The sequence below is a fragment of the Lichenicoccus sp. genome, from assembly GCF_965277665.1.
In the GTDB taxonomy this organism is placed as follows: domain Bacteria; phylum Pseudomonadota; class Alphaproteobacteria; order Acetobacterales; family Acetobacteraceae; genus Lichenicoccus.
Genome location: NZ_OZ255835.1, coordinates 3,732,308 through 3,757,724 on the forward strand (window position 1 = coordinate 3,732,308; position 25,417 = coordinate 3,757,724).

Here is a 25,417-nt window from a genome sequence, read left to right on the forward strand (position 1 = left end):
GCTCCTGTCAGGCTGCCAGCCGCGCCAGCACGGCCGTCACCGGTACCAGTTCGGCGCTGACACCGAGGGTGCGAAGGTGTGCGGCGATCTCGTCACAATAGATCGGGTTCATGACAATGACACGGTCGATCGCCTGGCCGCGCAGCTGTTCCGGGCCGATCACCGGATGCGCGGTCACGGCGAGGAAGCTGCCATGCTTCTCGGGATTGATATCCACCGCCGCCTCGATCTCGTCGGTCACGCCGAGCGTGGTGAGGAAAGCGACCGCCTTGGAGCCGCCGCCCCACAGGACGGTCCGCTTGCCTTCCGCCTTGTGCCGCTTGAGGTCGTGCGACCAGTCGGCGAGGATCTGCGGCACCTCGCGCGCAAAGCGGCGCACCTCGGCGATGGTGCGCGCCACATCCGCGGGCGGCGGCGCCGCGTCACCCGGCGGGGCACCCGCCTCTTGCGTGTTCGGCGCCGGATGCCCCTCGACCATCAGATATTGCCCGTCATAGTCCGAGCGCAGCTTGGTCACGGTGAAGCCGGCGCGGGTGAACAGGGTGCCCAGCGTGCTGGCAAAGAAATACGAGCAGTGTTCGTAGTACACGTCCCAGAAGCCGTTCTCGGCCAGGACGTGGCCGGCATCCGGCACCTGGAAGAATACGATGCGCTTCGCATCGTCACCGGCCGCCTCGCGCACGCCGACCACGAAGTCGCCGACAGCACCGATATGCTCCAGCGTCATCTTGCAGGCGATGAAATCGCCGGCCGCTTCGGCATGACGCTTCGAATACACGTCCTTGATGATCCGCACGCCTTCCGGCAGCGTCCGCCCCGGCTCGTAGGCGGGATCGAAGCCCGTGCCGTTGTTGCCGGCAAGCGTGCAGAGCAGTTCGAGGAACTCGCCCTGGCCGCAGCCGATCTCGACGACGTGGCGCCCATGCAGGTCGTGCCGGTCGATCAGGTCCTGGGCCAGGCGCCTGTGGAAGCTGTTGAACACCGGCGACATCGCCTGCGTCGAGACATAGTCGTGGAAGTAGTCCTGCTTGGCGCCGTCGAACGCCGAGTTGAAGACGAAGCCGCAATGCCCGCAGAGCGAAAGAGCGATCTCGCCGGTGGTGATGGCGCGGGCGTCCTGGGGCGTGCGCAGCACGGTGACGCTGTGCACCGGCACGTTGTGGACCTCGTACAGCGGCTCGCTCGCAAGGTGGCCGCAGCAGGGGCAGGTGGGGTTGCTCATGGTTCGCGCTTCGCTGTCTCAGAGGATAACCGGATCGGGTACCGGCACGATGAACTTGCCGCCCGCATCACGGAAGGCCTGCTGCTGCTGCATGATCTCGGCGGCAAAGTTCCAGGCCAGGATCAGCAGGTAGTCGGGCGGGTTCTCGGCCAGCTTGCTCGGCGGATAGATCGGCAGGTGGTTGCCGCTGTAGAAGCGGCCATGCTTGTTCGGGTTCAGGTCGACCAGATAGTCGAGCTGGTCAGGCCCGATGCCGCAATACGCCATCAGCGTGTTGGCCTTGGCGGCCGCCCCGTAGCCGACGATGCGCTTGCCGCTCGCCTTGATGTCGGCCAGGATGCCCACCAGTCGCTCGCGCAGTTCGCGCACCTTGCCGGCAAAATTTTCATAGTAGGCGAACGTGCTGACGCCGGCATGACGCTCGGCTTCCAGCATTTCGGTCACCGCCGAGCCGACATTCTCGCCTCTACCGACGAACAGGCGCAGCGAGCCGCCATGGATGGCGAGGTGGCGCACGTCGTTCAGGAACAGCCCGTTGCGCCGGAACAGCGCATCGAGCGCGGTCGCCGAGTAGTAGCAGAGATGCTGGTGATAGATCGTGTCGAACTCGTTGTGCTCGATCAGGTCGAGCAGGTACGGGCATTCGATCACCGCGATGCCATCCGGCTTGAGCAGCGTGCGGATACCGGTGACGAACTCGTTGAGGTTCGGCACATGCGCCAGCACGTTGTTGGCCAGGAACACATCGGCGGCAACGCCTTCGCCGGCGAGCCTCTCGGCCAGTTCGAGGCTGAAGAAGGTGTTCAGCGTCCGCACGCCGGCCGAGGTTGCCGCCGCCGCCGGACCGTCGGCCGGATCGATACCGAGCACCTTGATGCCGGCCTCCATGAACGGCTTGAGCATGTAGCCGTCATTGCTGGCCGCCTCGACCACGAGGCTGTCCGGCCCGAGATGCCTTGACGCGATGATCTCCTCGGCGCTGCCGCGGAAATGCCGCATCAGCATCGGCGAGACCGATGAGAAATACGGATAGTCGTTGCAGAACAGCACTTCCGGATCGACCGTATGCCGGATCTGCACCAGCGCGCAGCGCGGGCAGAACACCAGCTCCAGCGGCGCCCTGGGCTCGGGCTCGGCAAGCTGCTTCTCGCTCATCAGCCGGTCGGCGAGCGCCGTCTCGCCGAACGACATGATCTCGTGCAGGTCCTCGCAGCCGCAGGACAGGCAGCCCTTGATACGGGTGATCATGCCGGGATCCTCTCGGCCTGCTCGCGGTGCGCGTGGGCGGCATCCGACCAGCGCAGCTTGGCGTCGAGATCGTGCTCGGCCAGCAGCGAGCGCAGGTGGGCGATGCGGCTGAACTTCGGCCCCTCGAACCATTCCTGCTGCAGGCCGGCCGCGATGTAGGCGTCGCGCAGCTGCACGATGCCGGCGCGCATCGTCCATTGCGGCTGGAATGCCGGCACCATGCGGACGATCTTGCTGCAATCGACCCGGTAGCAGCGCGCATCCGGGCCGGCACCCGCCTCGAAATCGATCCGGCAGCCGGGCACCAGCTCGCGCACCGCGTCCGCGATCTCGCTGATCCGGTAGTTCTCGTCGTTGCGGCCGACATTGAACGCCTGCAGGTGGACGACCTCGCGCGGCGCTTGCATCACCGACAGGAAGGCACGCGAGATGTCCTCGATATGCACGATCGGCCGCCACGGCGTGCCGTCGCTCTTCATCAGCACGCGACCGGTGGTCAGCGCCCAGGCGGTCAGGTTGTTGACCACGAGATCGAAGCGCACCCGCTGCGAGAAGCCGTAGGCGGTGGCGTTGCGCAGGAAGGTCGGGCTGAAATCGTCGGTGGCGAGCTCGGTGAGGGCCAGCTCCGACATGATCTTGGCGGCGCCGTACGGCGTCACCGGGTTCGCCTCGGCGGTCTCGTCGACGAAGTTGTCGCCGGCGGCACCGTACAGGCTGCACGAGGACGAGAACACGAAGCGCGGGATGCCGGCGTCGCGCGCGAGGCGGCCCAGCTTGACCGTCGCCTCGTGGTTGATCGCGATCGTGAGGTCCGGATCGAGGTTGCCGAGCGGGTCGTTGGAGAGCCCCGCGAGGTGCAGCACGGCGTCGTAGCCGCCCGCGAGATCGGCGGCCACCACGTCGCGGATGTCGCGGTCGATGGACACGACATCCGCCATCGCCCCCGAGAAGGTGCAGCGGCGGTAGAGATCGCTGTCCAGGCCCACGACCTCGTGGCCGGCCTGCTGCAGCAGCGGCACCAGCGCGCAGCCGATATAGCCGCGATGGCCGGTAACAAGAACCTTCATGACACGCCCCTCAAATTCGCGATCGACCGCGACACTTCAGCTTCAGTCTTCAGGCTTCGGACCACGTCTTCCAGGGTGCCTTGCCGGACTGCCACAGGCTCTCCAGCACATACTTGTCGCGCAACGTGTCCATGCACTGCCAGAAATCGTCGTGCTTGTAGGCCATGAGCTGGTTGTCGCGCGCCAGGTTCTGCAGCGGCTCCTTTTCCCACTGCGTCGTGTCGTCCTCGATATAGTTGAAGATCTCCGGCTCGAGCACGAAGAACGCGCCGTTGATCCAGCCTTCAGCCGCCTGCGGCTTCTCGTTGAACTCGCAGACCCGGTCGCCGTCGAAATCGAGATGGCCGTAGCGCGCCGGCGGCCGCACCGCGGTGATCGTCGCCAGCTTGCCGTGCGCCTTGTGGAAGGCCAGCAGCTTGTCGAGATCGACGTTCGACACGCCATCCCCCCAGGTCAGCATGAAGGTTTCGTTGCCGATCAGCGACGACAGCCGCTTGATGCGCCCGCCGGTCTGCGTCTCCAGGCCGGTATCGACCAGGTTCACGTGCCAATCCGGTGCAAGGCCGTTGCGACGGGTGACCTCGCCGGTGCGCAGGCTGACATGCAGGTCCGAGTGCAGGGAGCTGTATTTCAGGATGTAGTCCTTGATGTACTGGCCCTTGTAGCCGAGTGCGATGACGAACTCGTCGTGGCCGTAGCGGGCGTAGTGCCGCATGATGTGCCAGATGATCGGCATGCCGCCGATCTCCACCATCGGTTTCGGACGGATTTCCGTCTCCTCGACGATGCGGGTCCCCTTGCCGCCGGCCAGGATCGCTACTTTCATGGTCTTGTCCAACTTCTAATTGTTGAAACATCGCAACGGCACGAACCGCGCTGTCTCAATCTGTGGAAAACGGCAAGGCAAGGCGAAACGAAAATCGGGCGAGCCCGAGGGGCAGGTCTTGCCGGAGGCCGATCGCGGCGGCGTCCGGGCACCGGAACTTGCGGCCCCCTGGGTCTTGCTGCATGTGTTGCTACCACAGGAAACACGTGTGAAAAAACATGAAACGACAGGGCACCCTGAGTAGCGCGGGCTGGTCGGCAGTGGACTATTGGACCCAGCAGATCGCGGCCCTGCTCGTCTTTATCGTGGTCGGCAATATCATCGGGCCGGCCGCGGTCGGTGTCATGACCATGGGCCTGCTGGCCATGACCCTGATGATGACGCTGCTGCTGGATGGCTTCTCCGACGCGCTGATCCAGCGCGAGAGCATCGATGCCGAGCACTTCGATACCACCTTCTGGATGCTGCTCGGGCTCGGCACGCTGGCCGGCCTGGTGCTCGCCGCCAGCGCCTGGCCGCTCGCCGCCCTGTTCGCGGCACCTGCCCTGCACCATGTCATGCCGCTGCTGGCGATCTGCCTGCCGTTCGTGGGGATCACCGCCACCTATCACGGCCTGTTGCAACGCGAACTGCAGTTCCGCACGCTGGCGATCCGGACCCTGATCTCGCAGGTGGGCGGCTTTGCGGTGGCGGTGCTGCTGGCGCATCGTGGCTACGGAGCCGACAGCCTGGTGGGCTACTATCTCGTCGCCCGGATCTTCGAGGCCCTCCTGGTCATGCCGGTGAGCGGCATCTGGCCGGGCCTGCGGGTCAGCCGGCCGGCCGCCGCCGGCATCTTCGAATTCGGCCGGCATCGCGTCGGCAACCAGCTGCTCGGCTTCGTCGTGATGCAGGTTGACCGTTTCTCGGCCGGACTGTTTTTGAGTTCCGCCGCGGTCGGCATCTACTCGCTGGCTGAGCGCATCAGCAGCGCCATGATCAACGGCTTCTCGGGTGTCGTCGGCCGGGTGGCCTTCCCGGTCTTCTCCGCGCGCCAGACCGACATGCAGGCGTTCCGCGAAACGCTGCGCGACTTCCTGAGCGGCGTTGCGATCGTGGCACTGCCGGTGTTCGTCGGCATCGCGGTGACGAGCCGGGAGATCGTTGGCACGCTGCTGAACGCGCGCTGGGCTGCGTCGGCGCCGCTGCTGGCGATCGTGTCGCTGTCCGGGATCGCGCATTCGTCGAACTACCTGCTCACGGCGGCGGTCAACGCGCGCGGCCGTCCGGATATCCCGGTGCGATATAGCGTCGTCATCATGGCGGCGCGCCTGCTCTGCAGCCTGCCTGCCGCCTGGCTCGGCGGCCTGGTCGCGATCGCCTGGGCGAACCTGGTGGTGACGAGCCTATCGGCTCCGCTGGTGATCGCCTTCGTGCGCGAGCAGATCCCCGGCGTCGGCCGGCTCGTGGTCATGGCCTCGCTGCCCGCATTCGGCGCGGTGCTGGTCATGGCGGGCGCGACTATCCTCACCGGGGTCATGCTGGCCGGGTTGTCTTTCACTGCACTTCTGCTCGCAAAAATGGCGGCCGGACTGATCGTCTATCCGGCCGCGCTGTATTTCCTTGCCCCGAAGGACCTTATTCGCCGAGTGGCGCCCCTGATCCGGCGACGGTAGGCGGCAGGCTGCCGCGCCGGACCGTGCGGCTCATGCCCAGGACGGCTTGCTTGGCGATACGCATGCGTTGGAACAAGGCCGGGCTCATCGTCCGCACGATATCGCGCGCCACGTCGCCGCCATGTCCGTCGGTGCCCCACCAGGCAAGCAGCTGGGCATAGCACCCCAGGCGCGCCGCCGGCGACGACACGGTCTTGTTCACCAGACGCCAATAGCGACGATAGATGCCCCAGTGGAACATCGTGTTGCGCTGTCTGGCGCGTCCGCTGGTGTCCTGCCACAGTGCCGCCTGCTTGGGATCGACGAGCAGCACGGCACGGGTGTAGCGCCTGTCGTGCTCGCGATGCAGGAACAGCGGCTCCGGCGCGCTGACCCACGGTCCGCGCAGCGCCATCTCCGCCAGCAGGACCCGGTCCGAGCCGCTATAGTTGTCGTGCAGGCCGGACCCGATCAGCGCCTGGCGCCGGTACAGCCCGAAAAAATCCTCGCACTGGTGGCGGGTATGGATCAGGCCGCCGAACCGTGTGGCGACGGATCTCGAGGTCGCACGCCCGAACTCGTTGGCGAAGACCCGGAGGGTTTCCTCGTTCGGCCCGATCTCGCGGATGCCGACCGTGCACAGCACCGCATCGGGCCGCGCCTCGAGGGCGGCGACCGCGCGCTCGAGATAGTGCGGCGCCATCATGTCGTCATGCGCCGCCCACTTGAAGTAGGTGCCGCGCGCGAGGTGGAAGCAGCGATCGTAGTTCGGCCCGGCGCCGAGATTGCGCGGGTTGCGTATGTAGCGGACCCTCGGATCGGCCTTGGCATAGGCGTCGCAGAGTGCCTGCGTGCCATCGGTGGAGCAGTTGTCGCAGATCACCAGCTCCAGATCCGTCAGGGTCTGCGACAGGATGGAGTCGATGGCACGGCCGACATATGCCTCGCCGTTGAACACAGGCAGCCCGACGCTGACCAGCGGCGCACGCGGGTCCGGCTCGAAAGAGGGCTTCGGGTGGAAGTCGGTCATGGCGCGCGGGTCCGAACAGCAGGAGAGTCTAGGGTATATCGCACGAGAAGCTTCCGTCCGTTATTTTAACGTCAATCAACTGCGGCGTATTGATAAAGTGTAATGCTAATTTAACGATCTAAATACGGTTCGGTCTGCCTTGAATGCTTCCGATCTCAAGTAAAGGGTAACATTCCGGCAGGGCAAGGAAATACACTTCCTCGTGAAGCTCGAGCGGCTTCGTGCGGCTCGCGCCACCCGGTTTCAGCCGGGCAGCAGAACCAGCCGATGACCATCGGGATCCATCATCCGGACCGGCGCCTGGCCGCCGGGGTGACGTAATATCAACCGGGTAGCGGCGATATCGGCATCGGCGACGACTGCGCTCGATCCGGGCCGCGGCGAACGGTAGTCGAGCAGCTCGACATGCGGCGTCGTGCGACGGGGCGCAAGCCCGATGACATCCACCCGTGCCGCTTCGACATAGTCTAGCCGGTCCTGCGCTATGCCGATATTCACGGTGCGTGTCATAACAGTCAGGCCGATACTGGAATAGAATTCAATGCTACGAATTGTATCGGTGACCACCAGAGCCGAATGGTCGATCCCGATGCAGGGCTGCGACATGTCGGTGGCGCCGCGCCAGTGTTCCGGTATCGCGTCCGCCGGGAATTGCAGCAGCTCCAGCGGATGGCCGTCCGGATCGCGGAACTTGGCCGCCGTCACGCCCCCCGACGAGGCCGGCAGGGTCACCGGAGCATCCCGGCTTATCATCGTGGCCTGTGCCGGCAGCCGCGCCAGCGCACGCCGGATGTCCGTGGTGACCAGGGCGATGTGCTGGAAGAACCGGTCATGGCTGGACCTGACAGGCGGATAGAGCGCGCCCGGCCGGTCGAACTGCACCAGCTCGATCTCCTGGCTGCCGAGCCTGAGCGTGAGCGCGCTGCCGCCGGCGCCATAGATCGCGGCGTCGATCGCGTGTCGCCCGATGTCGCGAAACCCGAAGGCGTCGCCATAGAACGCCGCCAGCCCGGCCGCATCGCGGGTGGTGAGGCTGATGCGCTCGACCGCCTCGATCCTCATCCGGCCGCCGGGCTGCCCGCAGCGCGCCGGTTCAGGAATATCGCATACAGGGTGTGCGAGCCGCCGATGAACAGCCGGCAGGTGTCGTGGTCACCGAAGGCGAGGTTGGAGACGGTATGCGGGACCAGGATCTTGCCGAGCAACTCGCCCTCGGGGGAGATGCAGTGCACCCCGTCGCCGGCGCTGCTCCAGAGGTTGCCGTCCTCGTCCACCCTGAAGCCATCGCTGTAGCCCGGTTCCACCTTGTGGAAGATCTCGCCGCCGGTCAGGCTGCGTCCGTCAGCCGCGACCTCGAACACCCGCAGGTACTGCTTCGGGTTCGGCTTGGTCTGGTCGCCGGTCTCGGCGATGTAGAGCAGACGTTCGTCGGGGGAAAAGGCGAGGCCGTTCGGGCCGTCGAAATCATCGGCGACGACACTCAACTCGCGGCGGTCTGGGTCGAGCCGATAGACTGCCGGCCGCTGCTCCGAGACCTGCCGGCCCCCCTCGTAGTCGGTCAGGATGCCGTAGAGCGGGTCGGTGAACCAGATCGACCCGTCGGACTTGACCACGATATCGTTCGGCGCGTTCAGGCGGCGGCCGGCATGGCGATCCGCCAGGATGGTGACGCTGCCGGCATGCTCGGTCCGGGTGACGCAGCGCCCGCGATGCGAGCAGGCGACCAGCCGTCCCTGGCGATCGCGCGCCTGGCCGTTCGCGTAGTTCGAGGGCGAGCGCCAGACCGAGAGACCTTCGCTCTCGCTCCATCGCATGGTGCGGTTCCGGGGCAGGTCCTGGAACAGCAGGCAGTTCCAGTCGCCCATCCAGACCGGTCCTTCGATCCAGCGAAAGCCGGAGGCGATCTCCTCGAGCGGCGCGTTGCCCAGGATGAAGCCGGCAAAGCGCGGGTCGCGTATGTCGAAGCCGTCCATGGCTCTAGATGAACCGGCAGGCCTGGTCGACGGCCGGCTCGGCGGCGAGCTGCACCACCATCAGCACCGCGGGCATGTCGCCGATGATGCCGGACCGGTGGCCGCGGCGCCCGTCGGTGTCGCGCGTGTTCTGGCCCATCGCCTTCATCTGGACGTCGGTCAGCGCGCAGCGCTTCTGGTGGCTGACGCCCTCTCGGTCGGTCCACAGATGCCAGTAGGGGATGTTCGGCTGCTGCTCCGCGCTCATCGGGAGGGCTCCTGGGCGCCAGGGTGCATGGCATCACGCACGGCGTAGGGGTGGGTCGAGGAGAGCGGGTGCGCGATGAAGCTGCCGGCGCTCATGGTGCCGAAGGTGATCAGCAGGAAGCCGCCGCCCAGCGAGAAATTCTTCAGGAAGTCCCAGAACAGCCCGCGGCCCTTGCTGTCCGGGCCGCTCCAGAAATCCCCGGCTTGCCAGAACCGCTTCCACAGCAGGGCGGTGACCATGCAGTAGCCACCCATGACGAAGCCGGCGAGGCGGTCAGCGAGCCCGGTCAGGATGAGGATCGGCATGCAGATCTCGACCGCGAGTCCGGCCAGCAGGAGCAGGGACGCCAGTACCGGCGAACTCACGACCTCGCGCGCCTGGGCCACGGCTCCCCGGAAGCCGAGGATCTTGTCGAGCGCGCTGAACGGGAAGAACAGCACGACCAGCAGGGCGCGCACGCCGAGCACCGCGATGAAGTCGAAACCCGGCATGCGGCTCTCCTGGCCGTGATTGCACGGCGATAGCGCGGCAGGCAGGCGGCCGGTTTCAAGATGTCGGAACAAGGCGGGAGAGGTCGCGTTGCTCCGCGAGCATCCCCTGCGGAGTGAAGACGGCGATGGCCAGCGACCATTACGACGTGATCATCATCGGCTCCGGCCCGGGCGGTGGCACCATGGCCTGGTCCCTGGCCCGGACCGGCAAGCGCATCCTGCTGATCGAGCGCGGCGACTATCTGCGGCGCGGCCGCGACATGTGGGACAGCAAGACGGTGTTCGTCGACGCCAAGTATCAGGCGCGGGAAACCTGGTACAGCTCCGATGGCGCCAGCTTCCATCCGGGCCTGCACTACAATGTCGGCGGCAACAGCAAATTCTACGGCGCGGTGATGTTTCGCCTGCGCGAACGCGACTTCGGCGAGATCCGGCATCCCGATGGCGTCGCACCCGCCTGGCCGGTCGGCTACGACACCTTCGAGCCGTACTACCAGGCTGCCGAGGAGCTGTTCGCGGTGCATGGCCTGCGCGGCGAGGATCCGACCGAGCCGCCCAGCACCCGCCCCTACACGAAGCCGCCGGTCAGCCACGAGCCGCGTATCCAGGAGCTGTTCGACAACCTCAAGCGCATCGGCCACCATCCGTTCCATCTGCCGGTCGGCGTGCTGCTCGACGAGGACCGGCATGGCGAGGCGCTGCCGCATTCGCCGTGCGTGCGCTGCGACGCCTTCGACGGCTACCCGTGCCCGACCAACGGCAAGGCCGACAGCCAGATCATGGTGGTCGATCCGGCGCTGCGCACGCACGACAACCTCACCCTGCTGACGCGCACCTATGTCGAGAAGCTGACCACCGACGCCTCGGGCCACAGCGTGACCGGGGTTTTGGCAGTGACGCAGGGCGGCGGACGGATCACCCTCACCTCCGATATCGTGGTCGTGGCGTGCGGCGCATTGTCGTCGGCGCTGCTGCTGCTGCGCTCGGCGAGCGATGCGCACCCGCGCGGGTTGGCCAACGCTTCGGACCAGGTCGGGCGCAACTACATGCGCCACAACAACAGCACGGTGCTGGCGGTCTCCAAGACACCGAACCCGACGCGGTTCCAGAAGACGCTCGGCCTGAACGATTTCTACTTCCGGTCCGAAGACTGGGAGTATCCGCTCGGCCATATCCAGATGGTCGGCAAGTCGGACGGGGTGCAGGTGCATGGCGAGGGGCTGCCGAAATTCCTGCAATGGCTGCCCGAGATGCCGTTCGACTACATGGCGAAGCACTCGATCGATTTCTGGCTGACGTCGGAGGACATCCCGTTGCCCGAGAACCGGGTGCACTACCAGGACGGCCGGGTCTATCTCGACGTCAGAGAGACCAACATGGAGGGGCACCACCGGCTCAAGCACAAGCTCGAGCAGATTTGCAACCAGGTCGATATCCATCCGCATCTGTTCGACCGCAGCCTGTATCTGGGGAAGGACACGCCGATCGGGGGCACCGCGCACCAGGCCGGCACGTTGCGGTTCGGTACCGACCCGGCCACCTCGGTGCTCGATACCGACTGCAAGGCGCATGAGCTGGACAACCTCTACGTGACCGATGCGAGCTTCTTTCCCTCGATAGGCGCGGTGAACCCGACGCTGACCATCGTCGCCAACGCGCTGCGCGTCGCCGATGTCATCGCCGCCCGCCTGGCGGCTTGACGAGACAGCCACACTGGTTCCATGACAGCCGCATGACCGGGGTGTCCGCGACAGGCGGACTGAGATCACACCCGTCGAACCTGATCTGGGTCATTCCAGCGAAGGGAGGCATGCGATGGATAAAAGGCGCTGGATTTTGGCGTGCGGCTGTTCCTGGGCGGGCGCCGCGATCGTGCTGCTCGGCGGCATGCCGGCGGCGGCGCAGGACACGCCCGAGCAGATCACCGTCAACGGGCAGAGCGGCTTCGACAGTGCCGACGGCGTGCATGGCGTCGCACCCGGCGGTGGCCTGATCTCGGTGCAGACCGGGCCGCAGGCGACGAGCGAGGTGACCCGCGACTTCATCCAGAAGCAGCCGCCGAGCGCCAATGCGTTCCAGCTCATCAGCCTGGTGCCGGGCGCCAACATCTCGACCGCCGATCCGCTCGGCTTGTCGACCCAGGTCGGCATCACCGTGCGTGGACTGGGCCAGACCGAGATCGGCACGCTGCTCGACGGCATGCCGCTGAACGACGCCGCCTACTATGACTCCTATCCGTCGCAGTTCATCGACACCGAGAACCTGGACAGCATCTCGCTGGCACAGGGCTCGGCCAACCTCGATGCGCCTTTGCTCAACGCCGCCGGCGGCGTGCTGAGCCTCGCCTCGCGCGACCCGTCCGATCATGCCGGCGGCCTCGTCGATGCCTCGTACGGCTCCTACCACAGCAACCGCGAGTTCATCCGGCTCGAGAGCGGCACGCTGGGCGCCAGCGGGCTGCGCGCCTCCCTGTCCTATTCGCACGCGGCGGCGGACAATGCGCGCGGCTCTGGGCGCGACCGCCGCCAGCATGTCGATTTCAAGCTGGTGCGCGACTGGGGCGACGGCGACCACGGCGCCTTGCTGGTGACCTGGCACGACGCGGTCACCACCTCGTACCCGGAGCCGGACCTCGCGGACTGGCACGCCTACGGGTTCTCGAACAACTATGACGGCAGCTTCTCGCCGGGCGACGCCAACTACTGGCGGCTGTACCAGCAGCCGTACCGGCTGGTGTATGGCGCGCTGCCGTTCCGCTTCACGCTGGCGCAGCACCTGCATCTCTCGGTGACGGCGTATGCGCAATACGGCTACGGCAACACGCCGGGCGGCACGGATTTGTCCACCTCCGGCCTGTTCGAGGGCAGCCAGCCGGTGCCGGGCACGCTGTCGCTGCCAGGCACCGTCAATGGCAGTGCCGCGGTGATGGCGGACTATGTCGGCCAGACCTGGCGCAGCGGCGTGGTGCCCGCCATCACCTGGGATGCCGGCGCGCAGCACCTCACGCTCGGCGCCTGGTATGAATACGTGGACGAGCATGACACCCAGCCTTTCAGTGCGCTGAGCCCTGACGGCACGCCGGCCGACATCTGGCTCGACCTGCCGGGCAGCAGCATCCGGCTGGCAAACGGACAACAGCTGCTGGCCTCCGACACGCACATGATCGCGCAGACCAATGCGATCTTCGCGAGCGACCAGATCTGCTTCCTGGCCGACCGGCTGACGCTCGATCTGGGTTTCAAGGAGGCGATGGTCAGCCGGCTGGGCTGGAACGGGTTGCCGGGGGCGGCCTATCGCAGCGGCTTCAACGATGCCGAGCCGCTGCCGCGCCTCGCATTGCGGTACAGGATCGATCAGCACGACCAGCTCTTCGCCAACGTGACGACCAACTTCCTGGCACCGGCGCAGAGCACGCTGTTTGCCACCTACGACCCGTCGACCGGCCAGGTCGCGAGTGCGGCAAGCACCGACCTGCGGCCGGAATACAGCATCGCCGAGGAACTCGGCTGGCGCTATGCCGGTGATCGCCTGATCGGCAGCGTGACGCTGTTCAACTACAACTTCACCAACCGGCAGATCAGCACCGTGCTCGACCTCAACGGTGCGTTGATCGGCGGCACGGTGAATGCCGGCGGCCAGACCTCGCGCGGCGTCGATACCGAGTTCGGGCTGCGGCCCTGGCATCATCTCAGCCCGTACGTCTCCGGCGAGTATCTCTACGCCACCATCGACAATGACATTCAAGCCGGGGACATCCAGTCGGGCAGCGACCTGCTGCCGACGGCCGGCAAGATCGCGGTCGGCAGCCCGCGCCTGTCCGGAGCGGTGGGTCTCACCTATGACGACGGCACGCTGTTCGGCGTGCTCAGTGTCAAATATACCGGTCCGCAATATTCGACATTCATGGATGACGAGCGGATCAGCGACCACACCCAGGCCGACATGACGCTCGGCGTGCGCCTGCCGAACATCGCCCATGCGCAGCATCCCGAATTGCGCCTCAATTTCGTCAACCTGACCGACAGCGCCTTCCTGTCCGGCGTCGCCAATCCGACCACCAATGCGCAGCCGACGACCGGCCGCAGGGGGACGGTCATCGCCGGCACCTCGCCGACCTACCTGGTGGGCGGCGGGTTTGCCGCCCTGCTCACCGCGAGTGCGGGATTCTGACGATGCGTTCGCTGACCCTGCTTCTGGTTGCTCTCATGTGTGCCGCCACACCGATCGCGTGTCATGCCGCCGACCGGCTGAGCGTGATCCTGGACTGGTTCGTCAATGCCGACCACGAGCAGATCCTGGCCGCCGACTATTGCGGCGCGTTCGCCCGGCACGGCCTGCAGGTGACCTTGATTGCGCCCGCCGATACCAGCTCGCCGCCGCGCCTGGTGGCGGCCGGGCAGGCGGATCTCGCGATCAGCTACCAGACCGAGCTCGCGTTCATGGCGGCACGCGGCCTGCCGGTGGTGCGCGTCGGCACGCTGATGGACCAGCCGCTGAACGTGCTGATGACCCTGCCCGGCACCGGCATCCACAGTCTCGCCGACCTCAAGGGCCGTCGCGTCGGCGTCTCGGTCGGGCCCGGCGACGAGGCGATGCTGAACGGCATGCTGGCCTCGGCCGGGCTGGCGCCGGGTGATATCGTTCGCACCGACGTCAACTTCCAGATCGAGCAGGCGCTGATGACGCACCGCGTCGATGCGGTGCTCGGCATGCGCAACTACGAGATGATCGACCTGCAGCAGAAGGGCCTGCAGCCGGTGGCCTTCCGGCCCGAGCAGCACGGCGTGCCGCCGTATGACGAGCTGATAGTGGTGGCGCGACGCGACCACGCCGGCGATCCGAAGATCGCCCGCTTCCTCGCGGCCCTCAAGGACGGGACCGCCTGCCTGCTGCACGATCCCGATGCCGTCTGGCAGCAGACGATACGGGCGCGTCCGGAACTCGACACCAAGTTGAACAAGGCCGCCTGGTGGGCCAGCCTCGCGGCGCTGGCGCGCGACCCGGCGCATCTCGACCGCGAACGCTACGAGGCGTTCCAGCAGTTCCTGGTCTCGCGCGGTGCGCTGCGCGATCCTGCGCCTGTGGCGAGCTACGTGCGCTAGCAGGGCGCTGCCCTGCACCCGCTGGGGCCGGCGGCCCCAGACCCCGATTCGTTAAGTAAGGGACATCAGGCACCGAAGAACGCCGCGATCTCGGCGCTGGCGTGATCCGGGTCCTCGCGATGCGGGAAATGGCCGACGCCGGGGAACAGCGCGAGGTCGAGGTCGGGAAAGGTCTCGCCGAGGCGGTCCGTCCAGGCATACGGGAACAGCGGATCATGCTCGGCCCAGCGTACGCAGGTCGGCAGCAGGATCGGCGGCAGCGCGGGCGCCTCGCCCTTCATCATGGCGAGCCTGCTCGTGGCCGTGGCCCGGTAGGCGGCAAAGCCGCCGGCGACGTTGCCGGGTTTCTGGAAATTGGCGACGAACGCCTCCAGCACGTCGTCGAAGGTCTCGGGCCGGAAGGCCCAGTGCCGTAGGAAATGCGTGACATAGATCCGGATCGTCTCGGGCGAGGCACCGACCAGCGCCGGCGCCAGGTCGGTCAGGTGGAACGAGGTGTACCAGATCTCGGAGAGGCGATCCGGTGTCGCCATGCGCGGCCCGACGCCCGGATACATGAAGTCGAAGAAGAACAGCCCGGTCAGGCGCGCCGGCGCCAGCCGCGCCAGCGCCTGCATCACCCCGCCGCCGATATCGTGCCCGACCAGCCCGACCTGCCCGAGGCCGAGCCCGTCGAGCAGCGCCAGCATGTCGACGGCATGCTCGGGGGCGCCGAACGGGCCGTCCGGCTTGTCGCTGTCGCCGAAGCCGCGCAGGTCGGGCGCGATCAGCTGGAACCGGCCGGCGAGCCGGGTCATCACGGGCTCCCAGGTCAGCCAGAACTCCGGCCACCCATGCAGCAGCACCAGCGGCCGGCCATGCCCGGTGCGGGCCACATGCAGCCTTGCCCCGTTCACCCTGAGATCGAGATGCTCGATCATGGCTGGCGCTCCCGTCCGTCGCCTGCATCGCTGGCACCACAGGTGTCCTATGTCAAAGTCTTGGGGATGCCCGGGTGCTGAACCCGATGCCGGCTGGCTCGTTACCCGAGGCCAACATATCCAGGGGACCGGCGATGCGCGTTTCGATTCTGACTTCGATGGGAGCATCGCTCTTGCTGCTGGCGGCCTGCAGCCAGGCCGGTGCGCCCACCAAGGCGGATATCAAGCAGGTCATCCAGAGCCGGATGCAGGCGGCCAACGCGCAGACCTCGGCGAACACGCTGGGAATTTTCAGCGGCCCCTATGACGTGCATGATTTCGATGTCACCAACGCCGACTGCACCGCCAAGGATAACGGCATCTATAGCTGTGCAGTCACCGCGATCACCAAGAACAAGACCAATACCGCGCAGCTTTCGTTCAAGCAGGTCAACGGCACCTGGACCCTGGTCCAGTAGAGGCTGCTTGCAAACGCCTGCTGCTGGCGATCCGACGCGCCTTTCCTGCGCTCCTCTGCTCGCGGCCCCCACTTTTCAAGCATGGGCGGCCGCTGCGCTGCGGTGCTCAGAAAGTCACGCCGGCCGCGGCCCTGCGGACCGCTCTCATCCAGCATCAGGCGTTTTCAAACAGCCTCTCGCTAGCGCCGGAAGGTTACTACCAGAACGTCGCGATAGGCGGGCTCCGTGGGGTCCAGGGGCCGCACCGCGGTGACGCCGTGATAGACGCGACTGTCGTCGACGAAGGCGGAATCCAGCGGCTCGGTCAGGGTGAAGCTGCCGAGCGGCTGGCGCTGCAGGTCGTGGATGCTGGTGTCGCCGCTGGCGATGTTGCGCCGCGCGACCAGCAGCACCAGCACCCAGTCGACACCATCGCGGTGCAGACCCTCCGGCGTCGGCTGCCCGGCCTCGTCACTGTTCGCCTCGATGCGGAACTGGTGCAGCTCGACATGCCAGGTCTGCGGCCGCACGGTGGCGGGCGTCAGCGCGGTGAAGCTGGCGTCGCACAGGCGCAGAATGGCAAGCAGCGCCGGATGGGTGCCGATCTCGTCGGTCACCGGGCTGAACCAGCGCTCCAGGCCGCCATTGAGCAGGTTGTAGTCGCGGCTCTGGTAGTGCGGCTGGTGCGGCTTGCGCTGGATCTCGCCGTCGGTGACCGAGAAGTTGGCATGCCGGCGCCGGCGGTAGCGGCCGCCATCGGCCATGTAGCGGTCCCTGCCGAGATCGTTCCAGCTCTGCGCGAACCCGTCCCAGTCGCCCAGGCCGTACGGTTCCAGCAGCGCCCGCATCGGCGCCGCGCGGACCAGGGCGAACCCGTCGGCGCGCAAGTGGCGTTCGAGCGGAGCGGGGGCGTCGGTCATGCGGATTCCGGGGTCGGCTCAGGGGCGAGATGCAGGTTCGGGATCGCCAGCGGGCGGGTGGGCAATGCCACCTTCGCATCCTGCAGCGCGATGCGCAGCCGCCGGTAGAACTCGCGCTGGATCGGCCAGCGTCCGCCGACGGTGCATTTCATCGTGCCGCTGATCGCCACCGAGTAGTCGCCGATGCTGTCCACGCCGTTCAGGGCGAAGTCGGCGACCGCGAAGTCGCCGAATGCCGGGTCCGCGCGCAGGCCGGCGCCGACCTCGTGCAGGATCGAACACACGCGATCGGTATCCTCGGCGACCGCGATATTGATCGCGATCGCCGCCACCGCGAAGTCGCGCGACAGGTTGGTGACCGTGCTGACCGACGAGAACGGGATGATCTGCACCGAGCCGTCGCCGCCGCGCAGCCGCAGGGTGCGGATCGACAGATGCTCGACGGTACCGGTGACCCCGGCGGCGGTGACGGTGTCGCCGACCTGCATGGCATTCTCCACCAGCAGGAAGATGCCGGTGATGAAGTCCTGCACCAGCTTCTGCGAGCCGAAGCCGATGGCGACGCCGAGGATGCCGGCGCCGGCCAGCAGCGGCGCCACATTGATGCCGATCTCGCCCAGGATGGTGAGCAACACGATGGCGCCCAGCGTGATGAACAGCACCGTGCGCAGGATCGGCAGCAGCGTCTGCAGCCGCACCGCGCGCGCGGTCTGCGCGGTGCGGCCGAAGTTCGAGACCTGGCGGTCCAGCGCGGCATTGACGCCCTCCCAGGCCACCACGCCCAGGATCAGCGCCACCAGGATCGAGAGCAGCGCCGAGACCATGCGCGTGCCGAGCTGCCCGGCGGCGAACCAGGACAGCGCCGGCAGGCCCCAGCTCTGCAGCAGCAGCACCGCACCGGCGCCGAGCATGATGGCGTTCACCGCCCGGCGCAGCAGCGGGTACCAGCGGTTGGCCCGCAGCTCCAGGCCGGGATAGTGCTGCTCCAGTTCCGGACTGACGTGGAACAGCCGGTCCAGCAGCCCGAGCAGGCTGAGTGCGATGAAGCGGCAGACGATGATGATGGCGACGGTGAGGATGAAGATGCGCCAGATCTGCTGGTAGCCGTTCTGCACCTGCGCCGCCCAGACCAGCCAGAGCGCGAAGTCGAAGAACAAGGCCGGCACCCACCAGTGCTGGGCGAGCCGCATGAGCACCGCGCCGGTGCTGGTCTCGCGTATCCGCCGGGGAGGGCGCAGCGCGTTGCCGACCCGCACGCGGGTGCGCCAGATCAGCCCGGCCAGCAGGATGTGCTCGATCAGCACGATGGCCCGGATGATGGACTGCCCGGCCCGCTGCGGCAGGCCGACCAGGCCGCCGATGTCGGTCACCGCCACCGCGACCACCGGTACCGCGATCAGCCACACCCACCAGCGGCACAGCAGCGATGCGGTATCGTCGGTGACCCCGAGCAGGCGCACGCCGGGGGCCGCGGGCGCCAGCAGCATGTCGAGCAGCAGATACAGCGCGCGGCCGAAGCCGTACAGGTTGGTGACGGTGACGATGACCAGCTGGCTGACCGGCTGCTGCGCCCAGCCGGTGCCGGCAATGTTGCCGATCGCCAGCAAGGCGCCGAGCGGGACCAGCTTGATCAGCAGCCGGAGCAGGGCGAACGGCACCCGCTTGAGGACGCGCAGCGTGTGCCAGCGGTGCCGCGCGTCGCGCTGCCGTTGCTCGGCCGCGGTGACAGGTTCGCTGTCGTCGGGGGCGCTCTGGCCGGCCGGATCCGGCGCGCGATCATGCGGGGCGCGATCACGGGGCCCGCTATCAAGGGGGATGCCCTCCTGAGCGACCCGCGCATCCCGCGCCAGCGCGCGGAGCGGCCGTCCCAGCAGCAGGGTCAGCAGCCGCTCGGCGACGAGGCCGCCGGCGATCACCAGCGTTGCGCGCCACGCGGCATCGAACAGCACGGCGCGGCTCGCCGGATCGCGCAGCTCGTGGCTCACCCAGCGCGTCGCCAGCACCGCGTCGCCGAACATGCGGCCGAAGGCGCGCGCCTGCGTCAGCACCAGCAGCTGCGCCGATCCGACCTCTCCCAGCAACTCGCTGCCGAGGCTGTTGGGCGCCAGCGTGACCTTGGCCGGCGCTGCCGGCTTGCCGGGGGCCGGAGCAGCGGCCGGAGCCGGGACCGCCACCGGCAGGCTGCGGGCGATCGCCGTCAAGGTGCTGGTGAAGGCGGCCCGCCTGCGCGGGTCGTTCAGCATGTCGAGCACCTGCTGCGCCTGTGCCGCGCTGATCGGGGCCGCACTGATCGGGGCCGCCGCCACGGTCGCCGGGGCCGTGGCGTGCCCAGCGCTGCTCGACTGGCCGCGCGACACGGCGCCGAAGGCAGGCATGAGGAGGCAGGCGAGCAGGGCCGCCAGCGCCACCCGCCCAACTCGCGGCAGACGGGTCCGATCATTGCCTTTCACGTGCATCCGGTTCGTCCCTGACAACTCAGGCGCGTGTGCAACCACGCGTGAGCGGCGGCTGTCAAATGCTTCGCAGTGGCCTATGTCTTGCGGATGCGGGTCCTCCTGACGTTCCTGATGGTTTTTGCGATGATCGGGACCGTCGGCGTCCTGGCGGCCGGCGTGGTGGGGTTCGTCCGCGGCGGTGGCGATCCGCAGCGCTCGAACCGGCTGATGCGCTGGCGGGTGATCCTGCAGGCGACCGCGCTCCTGTTGTTCGTGCTGCTGACGATCTTCCGGCGCTGAGCGCCGCCGGGCTCGCCGATCAGACGCCGGCCGATCAGACGTCGGGTGCTACGAGGTGGGCGCGCCGGGTGACCAGATCGGCGTCCATCAGATAGAGCGCGTCGATCAGGCCGCCCTGCAGGCTGCCCGGACCAGGGGCCAGTTCGGCCGCCATCTCGCCGGCGAGTCCGGTGAACACCATGCCCGCAACACAAGCCGTCAGCGTATCCGGCGTGACCGCGAGGCAGGCGCCGATCAGGGCGGTCGCGGTGCAGCCGAGACCGGTGACACGACTCATCATCGGATGGCCATTGTTCACGCCGATGGTGCGCAGTCCGTCGGTCACGTAGTCGGTGGCGCCGCTGACCACCACGACGCAACGCAGCGCCGCTGCCAGGGCCTTGGCGGCGTCGAGGGCCGCCTCGGCCGGTGCCGTGCTGTCGACGCCGCGGCCGCCGGAAGCCGCGCCCCCCTGCACGGCACCCGCCTGGCGCGCGAGGGCGATGATCTCCGAGGCGTTGCCGCGCACCACGGCGGGCGAGAACGCGAGCAGCTCGACTGCCACCTGCGACCGGTAGGACAGGACGCCGACCGCGACCGGGTCCAGGATCCACGGGGTGCCGGCGGCTCGTGCGGCGTCGGCGGCGAGGCGCATGGCCTGCGCCCGGCCGGCATCCATGGTGCCGAGATTGATCACCAGCGCGCCGGCGATCGCCGCGAACTCGGCGACCTCCTCCACCCCCTCGACCATCGCCGGCGAGGCGCCCAGCGCCAGCAGCGCGTTGGCGGTGCTGTTGGTCACCACCAGGTTGGTGATGCTGTGCACCAGCGGCGTGCGCGCCCGCACGTCCGAGAGTAGCGCGCCGATGCTGGCGGGGGTCGGTTCGTTGGCGGGCGGCGGCATGGGCGCATTGTCTCCTGCTGTGGCTGGGTGCGACCGGAGGAAGCCTGTATCGTCCTGCCGCCGCCGGCCGTCCATGGCTGCGCAAAACCGTTGGAGGCGTGATGCAGGGCGAGCCCGAATGGCTGCGTCAGGTGCGCGAGCTGCAGGCGATCGCCCAGACCGGGCTCGCCTTTACGCGCGACCCGTATGATCGCGACCGCTACGAGGCCCTGCGCGGGCTTGCCGCACGCATGCTCGCGGAGCGTGTGGGCGGCGACGCGGCCGCGCTGCGGGCGCTGTTCGCCGCCGAGCGGGGCTATGCGACGCCGAAGGTGGATGTGCGCGGCGCGGTATTCGACGAGAGCCATCGCCTGCTGCTGGTGCGCGAGACCTCGGATGCCGGCCGCTGGACGCTGCCCGGCGGCTGGGCCGACGTGAACCAGACCGCCTCGGAGTGCGCACTCCGCGAGATACGCGAGGAGAGCGGCTACGAGGCCCGGATCGTGAAGCTCGCTTTGCTGCATGATCGTGCCAGGCAGGGCCACCAGCCGGTCGAACTGCACTCGATCTACAAGCTGTTCTTCCTCTGCACTTTGACCGGCGGCGAGGCGAGGGGCAGCCTGGAGACCAGCGAGGTGCGCTGCTTCGGCGAGCACGAGATCCCCGCCGACCTCTCCACCGGCCGCACCCTGCCGCACCAGATCGCCCGGCTGTTCGCCCACCACCGGGATCCGGCGCTACCGACCGAGTTCGATTGACTTGGACAAGCCGGAAACCCTGCTTCGGGTCCGCGCCTTTACGCGGGACGCCGCGCCTGTACCCACAGGTTCAGCATTCCCGCGAAGCATCCCGGGTGCTCCGCCTCGAACAGGTCCCAGCGCGAAAGGTCACGCAGCTGGTCGTCGCCGCTGTCGCCGTTCCACGCCTTGAACGCCCGCTCGGTCGCGGCCGGAACCTCCACGCCAAGCAGTTCAATCTGCTCCTCGGCCAGAAACCGTGCGACTTCCGGCAAGGTCACGGCCCTTTCCTGGACATGAAACAGCAGGTCCCGGCAGCCACTGCTGGAGGCGAAGTCCGGGCTTGCCGCAAGCCGCACCGCCCAGTCCGCGTCCAGTGTCATGAGCGCGTTGCGGCACGCGCGGATACCGCTGGCCGTGGGCTCGTATTCACGCGCGGCGATCCAGTCTCGCGCCAACTGCACGTCTGTCCGACCACGCACCGTGTAAAGCAGGACGTTCATCACGCCGCCCGGCCGCAGCAACGCGAGCAGGGCGCGCCAGCCGGCCCAGGGATCGGCGAGATGGTGCAGGACACCGCCGACGCCGATCATGTCGAAGGAGCGGCCGATCTGTGCCGCCTCGAGCAGGTCGGCCTGCATGTATTCGATGCCCGCGACACCGAGCGCCGCAGTCATTCGTGCGGCAAAGGCCAGGCTGGTCAGGCTCAGATCGATCGCAAGCACGCTGACGTCGCTCAGGGCCCGGACCGTCTCCACGGCGTGTTGCCCGGTGCCGCAGCCAGCCACCAGAACATCCAGCGTCCGCCCGCTCGGAAAGGAGCCCGATGAAATGCCGAACCGCGCCGGCAGCCACTCTCCCAGCGAGACCTGTCGCGACGTCGCCAAGGTCGCGACCCATCGTGGATACGGGTTGCTTTCGTACTGCGCGCGCACGGCTCGCGAAACCTCATCATCGATCGGCGTTGCCCGACGAATGGTATCTCGCAACCGGAGTTCCTCGGCAGGCTCGATGACCTGCTGTGCGAGGACGGCCACAAGCTCCGCTGGCCGCCCAGACACCGGCGCCGCCACGATGCCGATCAGCGAAGAAAGCGGCACATACATGGCAAGCGCCGCCAGCAGCGCATCGGGCGGCGCCACATGGCGATCGAGTGCTGTCTGCACCTGGGCCTGCAGGAGCTCGATTTCCCCGAGTTCTGCCGCGCAGACGTCCCATGCATACTCGTTGATGAAGCACTGCTGCGCCAGCCTGCAGGCGCACGCCAGCTCGGTCGGAGAGAATGCCGCGCCCGACCTCGCGGCCTTGAGCCACTCTCGCCGCTGTCGCGCGAGTGCCGCCTCGACGTCCCGATGACGAACCGGTGCCACGCTCAGCAGGCTACTGAGCGGTTCTTCGAGTGCGTCGATCGAGCCTCGCTGCGCGGCCATCATGCAGATCGCCGGTGCCAGGTCCTGCGGTCGCGTCCAGAGTTCCTCGAGCGCGCGTCGTAGGCCTTGCCGCAATTCCGGCGTGTCCTGGGGTGAGATGGCGTCGCGCGCGCAGTCGATAAACAGCAGGCGGAGTTCGGGTGTATCGCTATGGACGAGGGCCTGGGATGCAGCTTGCAAGGCCGCATCGTACAAGTTCATCGCCTGGAGGGCTTCGACGAGACCGACATGCGCGCTCGCGAAATCAGGCCGCGAGGCGACGGCGTTGGCAAATGCATCAGCGGCCTGGTTGCTGCCAAGCGCCACCAGGGCGATGCCTGATCCGTAATGAGCCTCCGCCAGACCTGGATCGAAGCGCAGCGCCAGGCGGTAAGCCGGTGCTGCTTCGGCGGGACGCTGCAGCTCCATCAGGATATTGCCGAGGTTCAGATGCGTCACGGCGCTCGGTTGCAGCCGGGCGACGCGCCGGTAATGCGCCTCGGCCTGCACCGGCTGCTCCGCGGCCCGGTAGGCCTGAGCCAGGCCGGCATGCAGGACCACCGCATCGGGAGCGGCAGCGAGCGCCTTGGTGAGATGCACCACGGCATCCGCCGGCCGCTGCTCAAACAGGGCGATCTGCGCCCGCATCTGCAGCGCCACGACATGGCCCGGGCTGGTCGCGAGATGCCTGGCACAGAGCGCGTCGGCCTCGCCCAGGCGGCCGTCGCCAAAGTGCGACCCTGCGAGACTGAGCAGCGGAGCCGCGGTCGGAGCCTCTGCCGGGGCGGTCCTCCGGGCTCTCTCCTCGCCGCGGCGTGTCTTCCGGTTCAAGTCACAACCTCCAAGAGGCCGTTTACTACCGGATCCGCGTCGGTCGGGCCAGATTGTCGCGCCGGGCGGATAAGGCGATCATCGCTCTCGCCGCCGGGTTGCGCGGCCGAGGCGATGGTCATGGAGAATCTTTCCTCCCGCAGCAGCCGAGTAGTCGACCATCCGTGCCTTGTCTCGCCACATCACCGGGGCAAGGATGCGGCCATGTCCGTCACACCTGATAGCGTCCGTCGTGTCCGAAGCGCGCCTGGGGCCTGATCGCGGCCCGGCTCAGCCGCGCGAACAACCGGCACGCCTTCTTCAGCCGCTTCTGGCGAGACGAGGACTGGGGCTTGAACGACTGGTTCAACCGAGCCGGTTGGCCGGACGCGTTGCACCGCAAGGGCGGCAAGCCCGGCCGCCTGGCAGAACTCGATCCACCGCCCAGGTACCCAGAGGCCATGGCACGATGGCGGCAGGCCAGGGACAATTTCCGTCAGGCGCGCGCCCACAGCACGAGACTGCGGGACGAACCGGCAGCGATGTCCCGGGCGTGTGAAGCGTTGCGGCGGGTGGAGACGGAACTGCCGCAGGCTGGCGAGGCGCGTGAGCGCTTCCGGCTCGACCAAGCATCCGCGTCGCAAGCGGTCGCGACGGCGCGCAGCCAGGTGGACGCCGCCGCCCGGCAGGAGAGCCTCGAGGCCGCCAAGCTCACCGCGCTGATCTCGTTGCAGGCGTCTGTTCTGTCCAGACTGCTCCGCACGCGGGCCTGGCAGGCGCACGAAAGCGGGATACGCGAGCAGGTCGCGCGGCTCGACGCGGCCCAGCGCGCGACCCGTGACGCCCGGGCACGCCTCGCCGTCGCGGCCGCCGAGGAGGAACGGCTCGGGGGACGCCACGCCGAGGCAAAAGCCCGTCTGGAGACCCTGCTGGCCGAGACGGCACGCTTCGGGCAGCAGCTGGAAGACGGGCGAAGCGAACTCGGCGACAGTCTCCCCGGTCCAGGATTCTGGTCGCAACCGGACGATCTGTTCCAGACGAGCAGCCCGTGGAACGGCGGCCGCTTTCGGCACGCGCGCGACGCGCTGTTCGTTACCGCCGTCCGCCTGCACCATGCCTTCGTGATCGCTGGGGTCCGGCCGCTCAAGAAAGCCCTCAACACCGTCGTCCTGACTGCCACGAACGCGCCCGGTGCCCCCAGGCCCAGTGCGCAGGACTGGGGGTTCTTCTTCCTGCTGGTGCCGGTTGTCTCCACGACGTTCGCGTCGATCGGACGCATGTTCAACCGCTTCCCCGCGGCGTCGATCGGCTGGCTGCTGATCGACGAGGCGGGCCAGGCTGCGCCGCAGCAGGCGGTCGGCGCCATCTGGCGCGCCCGGCGCGCCGTGGTGATCGGCGATCCCATGCAGATCGAGCCGGTCGTGACCACGCCCGAGCACACGACGGCCCTGATCTTCCGGGGCAATGGCCTCGATTCTCGGCCCTGGGCCGCTCCCAGGGTCTCGGGACAGGGTCTGGCCGACCGCGCGAGCGCGACCCAGGGGCATTTCCCGATCGAGGACCCGGTCTCCGGCGGACCCACGACCCGGATCACCGGAATTCCGCTTCTGGCGCATCGCGAGGAGTGGCGAGGGGCCGGCGTCTTCTCCCGTGCGGCTCAGGCGTTCCCCCTGTTGCCGGCCGACGAATGGATCGGGCAAAACGCGCTCGAAGCGGTCTCGTAGCAGGACGAGCCGCTGCCAGTTGG

At 67.8% G+C, this 25,417-nt stretch carries 22 protein-coding genes and 1 riboswitch; of the genes, 8 read left to right on the forward strand and 14 right to left on the reverse strand.

Features of this window, described 5'->3' with window-relative positions; translation table 11 throughout:
• Window positions 1–7 precede the first annotated feature (7 nt).
• Genes ACQY4O_RS17490 through rfbF form a run of 4 tightly spaced genes read right to left on the reverse strand, consistent with a single transcriptional unit; the run spans window position 8 to window position 4,363 of the window.
• Window positions 8–1,222 (reverse strand): class I SAM-dependent methyltransferase, encoded by a 1,215-nt coding sequence (locus tag ACQY4O_RS17490; protein WP_428377630.1) that lies wholly within the window; start codon window positions 1,220–1,222, stop codon window positions 8–10.
• 18 nt (window positions 1,223–1,240) lie between these two features.
• Window positions 1,241–2,470, reverse strand: a complete 1,230-nt coding sequence (locus tag ACQY4O_RS17495) for a class I SAM-dependent methyltransferase (RefSeq protein WP_428377631.1) — start codon at window positions 2,468–2,470, stop codon at window positions 1,241–1,243.
• The gene (locus tag ACQY4O_RS17500; protein ID WP_428377632.1) at window positions 2,467–3,537 is read right to left on the reverse strand and encodes an NAD-dependent epimerase/dehydratase family protein; all 1,071 of its coding nucleotides are present in this window, start codon (window positions 3,535–3,537) and stop codon (window positions 2,467–2,469) included. Before ACQY4O_RS17500 ends, ACQY4O_RS17495 begins: the two co-directional genes overlap by 4 nt.
• 49 nt (window positions 3,538–3,586) lie before the next feature.
• Window positions 3,587–4,363 (reverse strand): glucose-1-phosphate cytidylyltransferase, encoded by a 777-nt coding sequence (gene rfbF / locus ACQY4O_RS17505; RefSeq protein WP_428377633.1) that lies wholly within the window; start codon window positions 4,361–4,363, stop codon window positions 3,587–3,589.
• Window positions 4,364–4,581: 218 nt separating this feature from the next.
• Here rfbF and ACQY4O_RS17510 point away from each other — a divergent pair, with 218 nt between their 5' ends.
• Window positions 4,582–6,018, forward strand: coding sequence for an oligosaccharide flippase family protein (locus ACQY4O_RS17510; RefSeq protein WP_428377634.1), 1,437 nt, complete (start codon window positions 4,582–4,584; stop codon window positions 6,016–6,018).
• On the opposite strand, the gene ACQY4O_RS17515 is transcribed toward ACQY4O_RS17510, so the two are convergent.
• The 5 genes from ACQY4O_RS17515 to ACQY4O_RS17535 form a co-directional block, all read right to left on the reverse strand.
• Window positions 5,981–7,027 carry a glycosyltransferase family 2 protein gene (locus ACQY4O_RS17515; RefSeq protein ID WP_428377635.1) on the reverse strand — a complete coding sequence of 349 codons (1,047 nt, stop codon included), beginning with the start codon at window positions 7,025–7,027 and terminating at the stop codon, window positions 5,981–5,983. The genes ACQY4O_RS17510 and ACQY4O_RS17515 overlap by 38 nt on opposite strands.
• Window positions 7,028–7,270: 243 nt before the next feature.
• Window positions 7,271–8,089 (reverse strand): VOC family protein, encoded by an 819-nt coding sequence (locus ACQY4O_RS17520; protein WP_428377637.1) that lies wholly within the window; start codon window positions 8,087–8,089, stop codon window positions 7,271–7,273.
• The gene (locus tag ACQY4O_RS17525) at window positions 8,086–9,000 is read right to left on the reverse strand and encodes an SMP-30/gluconolactonase/LRE family protein (RefSeq protein ID WP_428377638.1); all 915 of its coding nucleotides are present in this window, start codon (window positions 8,998–9,000) and stop codon (window positions 8,086–8,088) included. Before ACQY4O_RS17525 ends, ACQY4O_RS17520 begins: the two co-directional genes overlap by 4 nt.
• Before the next feature lie 4 nt (window positions 9,001–9,004).
• Entirely contained in the window at window positions 9,005–9,247 is a 243-nt protein-coding gene (locus ACQY4O_RS17530; RefSeq protein WP_428377640.1) for a hypothetical protein, read from the reverse strand.
• Window positions 9,244–9,738 (reverse strand): DoxX family membrane protein, encoded by a 495-nt coding sequence (locus ACQY4O_RS17535; protein ID WP_428377642.1) that lies wholly within the window; start codon window positions 9,736–9,738, stop codon window positions 9,244–9,246. The genes ACQY4O_RS17530 and ACQY4O_RS17535 overlap by 4 nt, the downstream gene beginning before the upstream one ends.
• A 125-nt stretch (window positions 9,739–9,863) precedes the next feature.
• Between ACQY4O_RS17535 and ACQY4O_RS17540 the strand changes: the two genes are divergently transcribed.
• From ACQY4O_RS17540 to ACQY4O_RS17550, 3 genes are all read left to right on the forward strand, one after another.
• Window positions 9,864–11,438, forward strand: coding sequence for an FAD-dependent oxidoreductase (locus ACQY4O_RS17540; protein ID WP_428377643.1), 1,575 nt, complete (start codon window positions 9,864–9,866; stop codon window positions 11,436–11,438).
• Window positions 11,439–11,465: 27 nt separating this feature from the next.
• Window positions 11,466–11,562: riboswitch (TPP riboswitch) on the forward strand.
• Entirely contained in the window at window positions 11,554–13,908 is a 2,355-nt protein-coding gene (locus ACQY4O_RS17545; RefSeq protein ID WP_428377645.1) for a TonB-dependent receptor, read from the forward strand. Its footprint overlaps the riboswitch before it by 9 nt.
• 2 nt (window positions 13,909–13,910) lie before the next feature.
• Window positions 13,911–14,840 carry an ABC transporter substrate-binding protein gene (locus ACQY4O_RS17550; RefSeq protein WP_428377647.1) on the forward strand — a complete coding sequence of 310 codons (930 nt, stop codon included), beginning with the start codon at window positions 13,911–13,913 and terminating at the stop codon, window positions 14,838–14,840.
• A 65-nt stretch (window positions 14,841–14,905) separates the two neighbouring features.
• Here ACQY4O_RS17550 and ACQY4O_RS17555 read toward each other — a convergent pair whose 3' ends face one another.
• Window positions 14,906–15,760, reverse strand: coding sequence for an alpha/beta fold hydrolase (locus ACQY4O_RS17555; protein WP_428377648.1), 855 nt, complete (start codon window positions 15,758–15,760; stop codon window positions 14,906–14,908).
• 158 nt (window positions 15,761–15,918) lie between these two features.
• Here ACQY4O_RS17555 and ACQY4O_RS17560 point away from each other — a divergent pair, with 158 nt between their 5' ends.
• Entirely contained in the window at window positions 15,919–16,218 is a 300-nt protein-coding gene (locus tag ACQY4O_RS17560; RefSeq protein ID WP_428377650.1) for a hypothetical protein, read from the forward strand.
• A 179-nt stretch (window positions 16,219–16,397) separates the two neighbouring features.
• On the opposite strand, the gene ACQY4O_RS17565 is transcribed toward ACQY4O_RS17560, so the two are convergent.
• Window positions 16,398–17,117 carry a 2OG-Fe dioxygenase family protein gene (locus ACQY4O_RS17565; RefSeq protein ID WP_428377651.1) on the reverse strand — a complete coding sequence of 240 codons (720 nt, stop codon included), beginning with the start codon at window positions 17,115–17,117 and terminating at the stop codon, window positions 16,398–16,400.
• A complete protein-coding gene (locus ACQY4O_RS17570; protein ID WP_428377652.1) occupies window positions 17,114–19,567 on the reverse strand; it encodes a mechanosensitive ion channel family protein in 2,454 nt (817 codons plus the stop codon). Before ACQY4O_RS17570 ends, ACQY4O_RS17565 begins: the two co-directional genes overlap by 4 nt.
• A 117-nt stretch (window positions 19,568–19,684) precedes the next feature.
• Here ACQY4O_RS17570 and ACQY4O_RS17575 point away from each other — a divergent pair, with 117 nt between their 5' ends.
• Window positions 19,685–19,852: a twin transmembrane helix small protein gene (locus ACQY4O_RS17575; RefSeq protein WP_428377654.1), complete on the forward strand. Its 168-nt coding sequence runs from the start codon at window positions 19,685–19,687 to the stop codon at window positions 19,850–19,852.
• Between the two features lie 34 nt (window positions 19,853–19,886).
• On the opposite strand, the gene thiM is transcribed toward ACQY4O_RS17575, so the two are convergent.
• On the reverse strand, window positions 19,887–20,735 hold the full coding sequence (gene thiM, locus ACQY4O_RS17580) for a hydroxyethylthiazole kinase (RefSeq protein ID WP_428377656.1): 849 nt from the start codon (window positions 20,733–20,735) through the stop codon (window positions 19,887–19,889).
• A 101-nt stretch (window positions 20,736–20,836) separates the two neighbouring features.
• Here thiM and ACQY4O_RS17585 point away from each other — a divergent pair, with 101 nt between their 5' ends.
• The gene (locus ACQY4O_RS17585; protein WP_428377658.1) at window positions 20,837–21,472 is read left to right on the forward strand and encodes an NUDIX hydrolase; all 636 of its coding nucleotides are present in this window, start codon (window positions 20,837–20,839) and stop codon (window positions 21,470–21,472) included.
• 38 nt (window positions 21,473–21,510) lie between these two features.
• Here the strand turns inward: ACQY4O_RS17585 and ACQY4O_RS17590 are convergent, their stop codons facing one another.
• Window positions 21,511–23,520 (reverse strand): methyltransferase, encoded by a 2,010-nt coding sequence (locus ACQY4O_RS17590; RefSeq protein ID WP_428377659.1) that lies wholly within the window; start codon window positions 23,518–23,520, stop codon window positions 21,511–21,513.
• A 503-nt stretch (window positions 23,521–24,023) separates the two neighbouring features.
• Between ACQY4O_RS17590 and ACQY4O_RS17595 the strand changes: the two genes are divergently transcribed.
• Entirely contained in the window at window positions 24,024–25,394 is a 1,371-nt protein-coding gene (locus ACQY4O_RS17595; protein ID WP_428377661.1) for an AAA domain-containing protein, read from the forward strand.
• The last annotated feature ends 23 nt before the right edge of the window (window positions 25,395–25,417 follow it).

Excerpts from the sequence above, each read along its gene's own strand:
- ACQY4O_RS17565 (WP_428377651.1), bottom strand. The coding sequence starts at position 17,117 with ATGACCGACGCCCCCGCTCCGCTCGAACGCCACTTGCGCGCCGACGGG.
- ACQY4O_RS17530 (WP_428377640.1), bottom strand. The coding sequence starts at position 9,247 with ATGAGCGCGGAGCAGCAGCCGAACATCCCCTACTGGCATCTGTGGACC.
- ACQY4O_RS17555 (WP_428377648.1), bottom strand. The coding sequence starts at position 15,760 with ATGATCGAGCATCTCGATCTCAGGGTGAACGGGGCAAGGCTGCATGTG.
- ACQY4O_RS17575 (WP_428377654.1), top strand. The coding sequence starts at position 19,685 with ATGGTTTTTGCGATGATCGGGACCGTCGGCGTCCTGGCGGCCGGCGTG.
- ACQY4O_RS17500 (WP_428377632.1), bottom strand. The coding sequence starts at position 3,537 with ATGAAGGTTCTTGTTACCGGCCATCGCGGCTATATCGGCTGCGCGCTG.
- thiM (WP_428377656.1), bottom strand. The coding sequence starts at position 20,735 with ATGCCGCCGCCCGCCAACGAACCGACCCCCGCCAGCATCGGCGCGCTA.
- ACQY4O_RS17550 (WP_428377647.1), top strand. The coding sequence starts at position 13,911 with ATGCGTTCGCTGACCCTGCTTCTGGTTGCTCTCATGTGTGCCGCCACA.
- rfbF (WP_428377633.1), bottom strand. The coding sequence starts at position 4,363 with ATGAAAGTAGCGATCCTGGCCGGCGGCAAGGGGACCCGCATCGTCGAG.
- ACQY4O_RS17525 (WP_428377638.1), bottom strand. The coding sequence starts at position 9,000 with ATGGACGGCTTCGACATACGCGACCCGCGCTTTGCCGGCTTCATCCTG.
- ACQY4O_RS17585 (WP_428377658.1), top strand. The coding sequence starts at position 20,837 with ATGCAGGGCGAGCCCGAATGGCTGCGTCAGGTGCGCGAGCTGCAGGCG.
- ACQY4O_RS17535 (WP_428377642.1), bottom strand. The coding sequence starts at position 9,738 with ATGCCGGGTTTCGACTTCATCGCGGTGCTCGGCGTGCGCGCCCTGCTG.
- ACQY4O_RS17560 (WP_428377650.1), top strand. The coding sequence starts at position 15,919 with ATGGGAGCATCGCTCTTGCTGCTGGCGGCCTGCAGCCAGGCCGGTGCG.
- ACQY4O_RS17515 (WP_428377635.1), bottom strand. The coding sequence starts at position 7,027 with ATGACCGACTTCCACCCGAAGCCCTCTTTCGAGCCGGACCCGCGTGCG.
- ACQY4O_RS17520 (WP_428377637.1), bottom strand. The coding sequence starts at position 8,089 with ATGAGGATCGAGGCGGTCGAGCGCATCAGCCTCACCACCCGCGATGCG.
- ACQY4O_RS17490 (WP_428377630.1), bottom strand. The coding sequence starts at position 1,222 with ATGAGCAACCCCACCTGCCCCTGCTGCGGCCACCTTGCGAGCGAGCCG.
- ACQY4O_RS17510 (WP_428377634.1), top strand. The coding sequence starts at position 4,582 with ATGAAACGACAGGGCACCCTGAGTAGCGCGGGCTGGTCGGCAGTGGAC.
- ACQY4O_RS17540 (WP_428377643.1), top strand. The coding sequence starts at position 9,864 with ATGGCCAGCGACCATTACGACGTGATCATCATCGGCTCCGGCCCGGGC.
- ACQY4O_RS17495 (WP_428377631.1), bottom strand. The coding sequence starts at position 2,470 with ATGATCACCCGTATCAAGGGCTGCCTGTCCTGCGGCTGCGAGGACCTG.
- ACQY4O_RS17545 (WP_428377645.1), top strand. The coding sequence starts at position 11,554 with ATGGATAAAAGGCGCTGGATTTTGGCGTGCGGCTGTTCCTGGGCGGGC.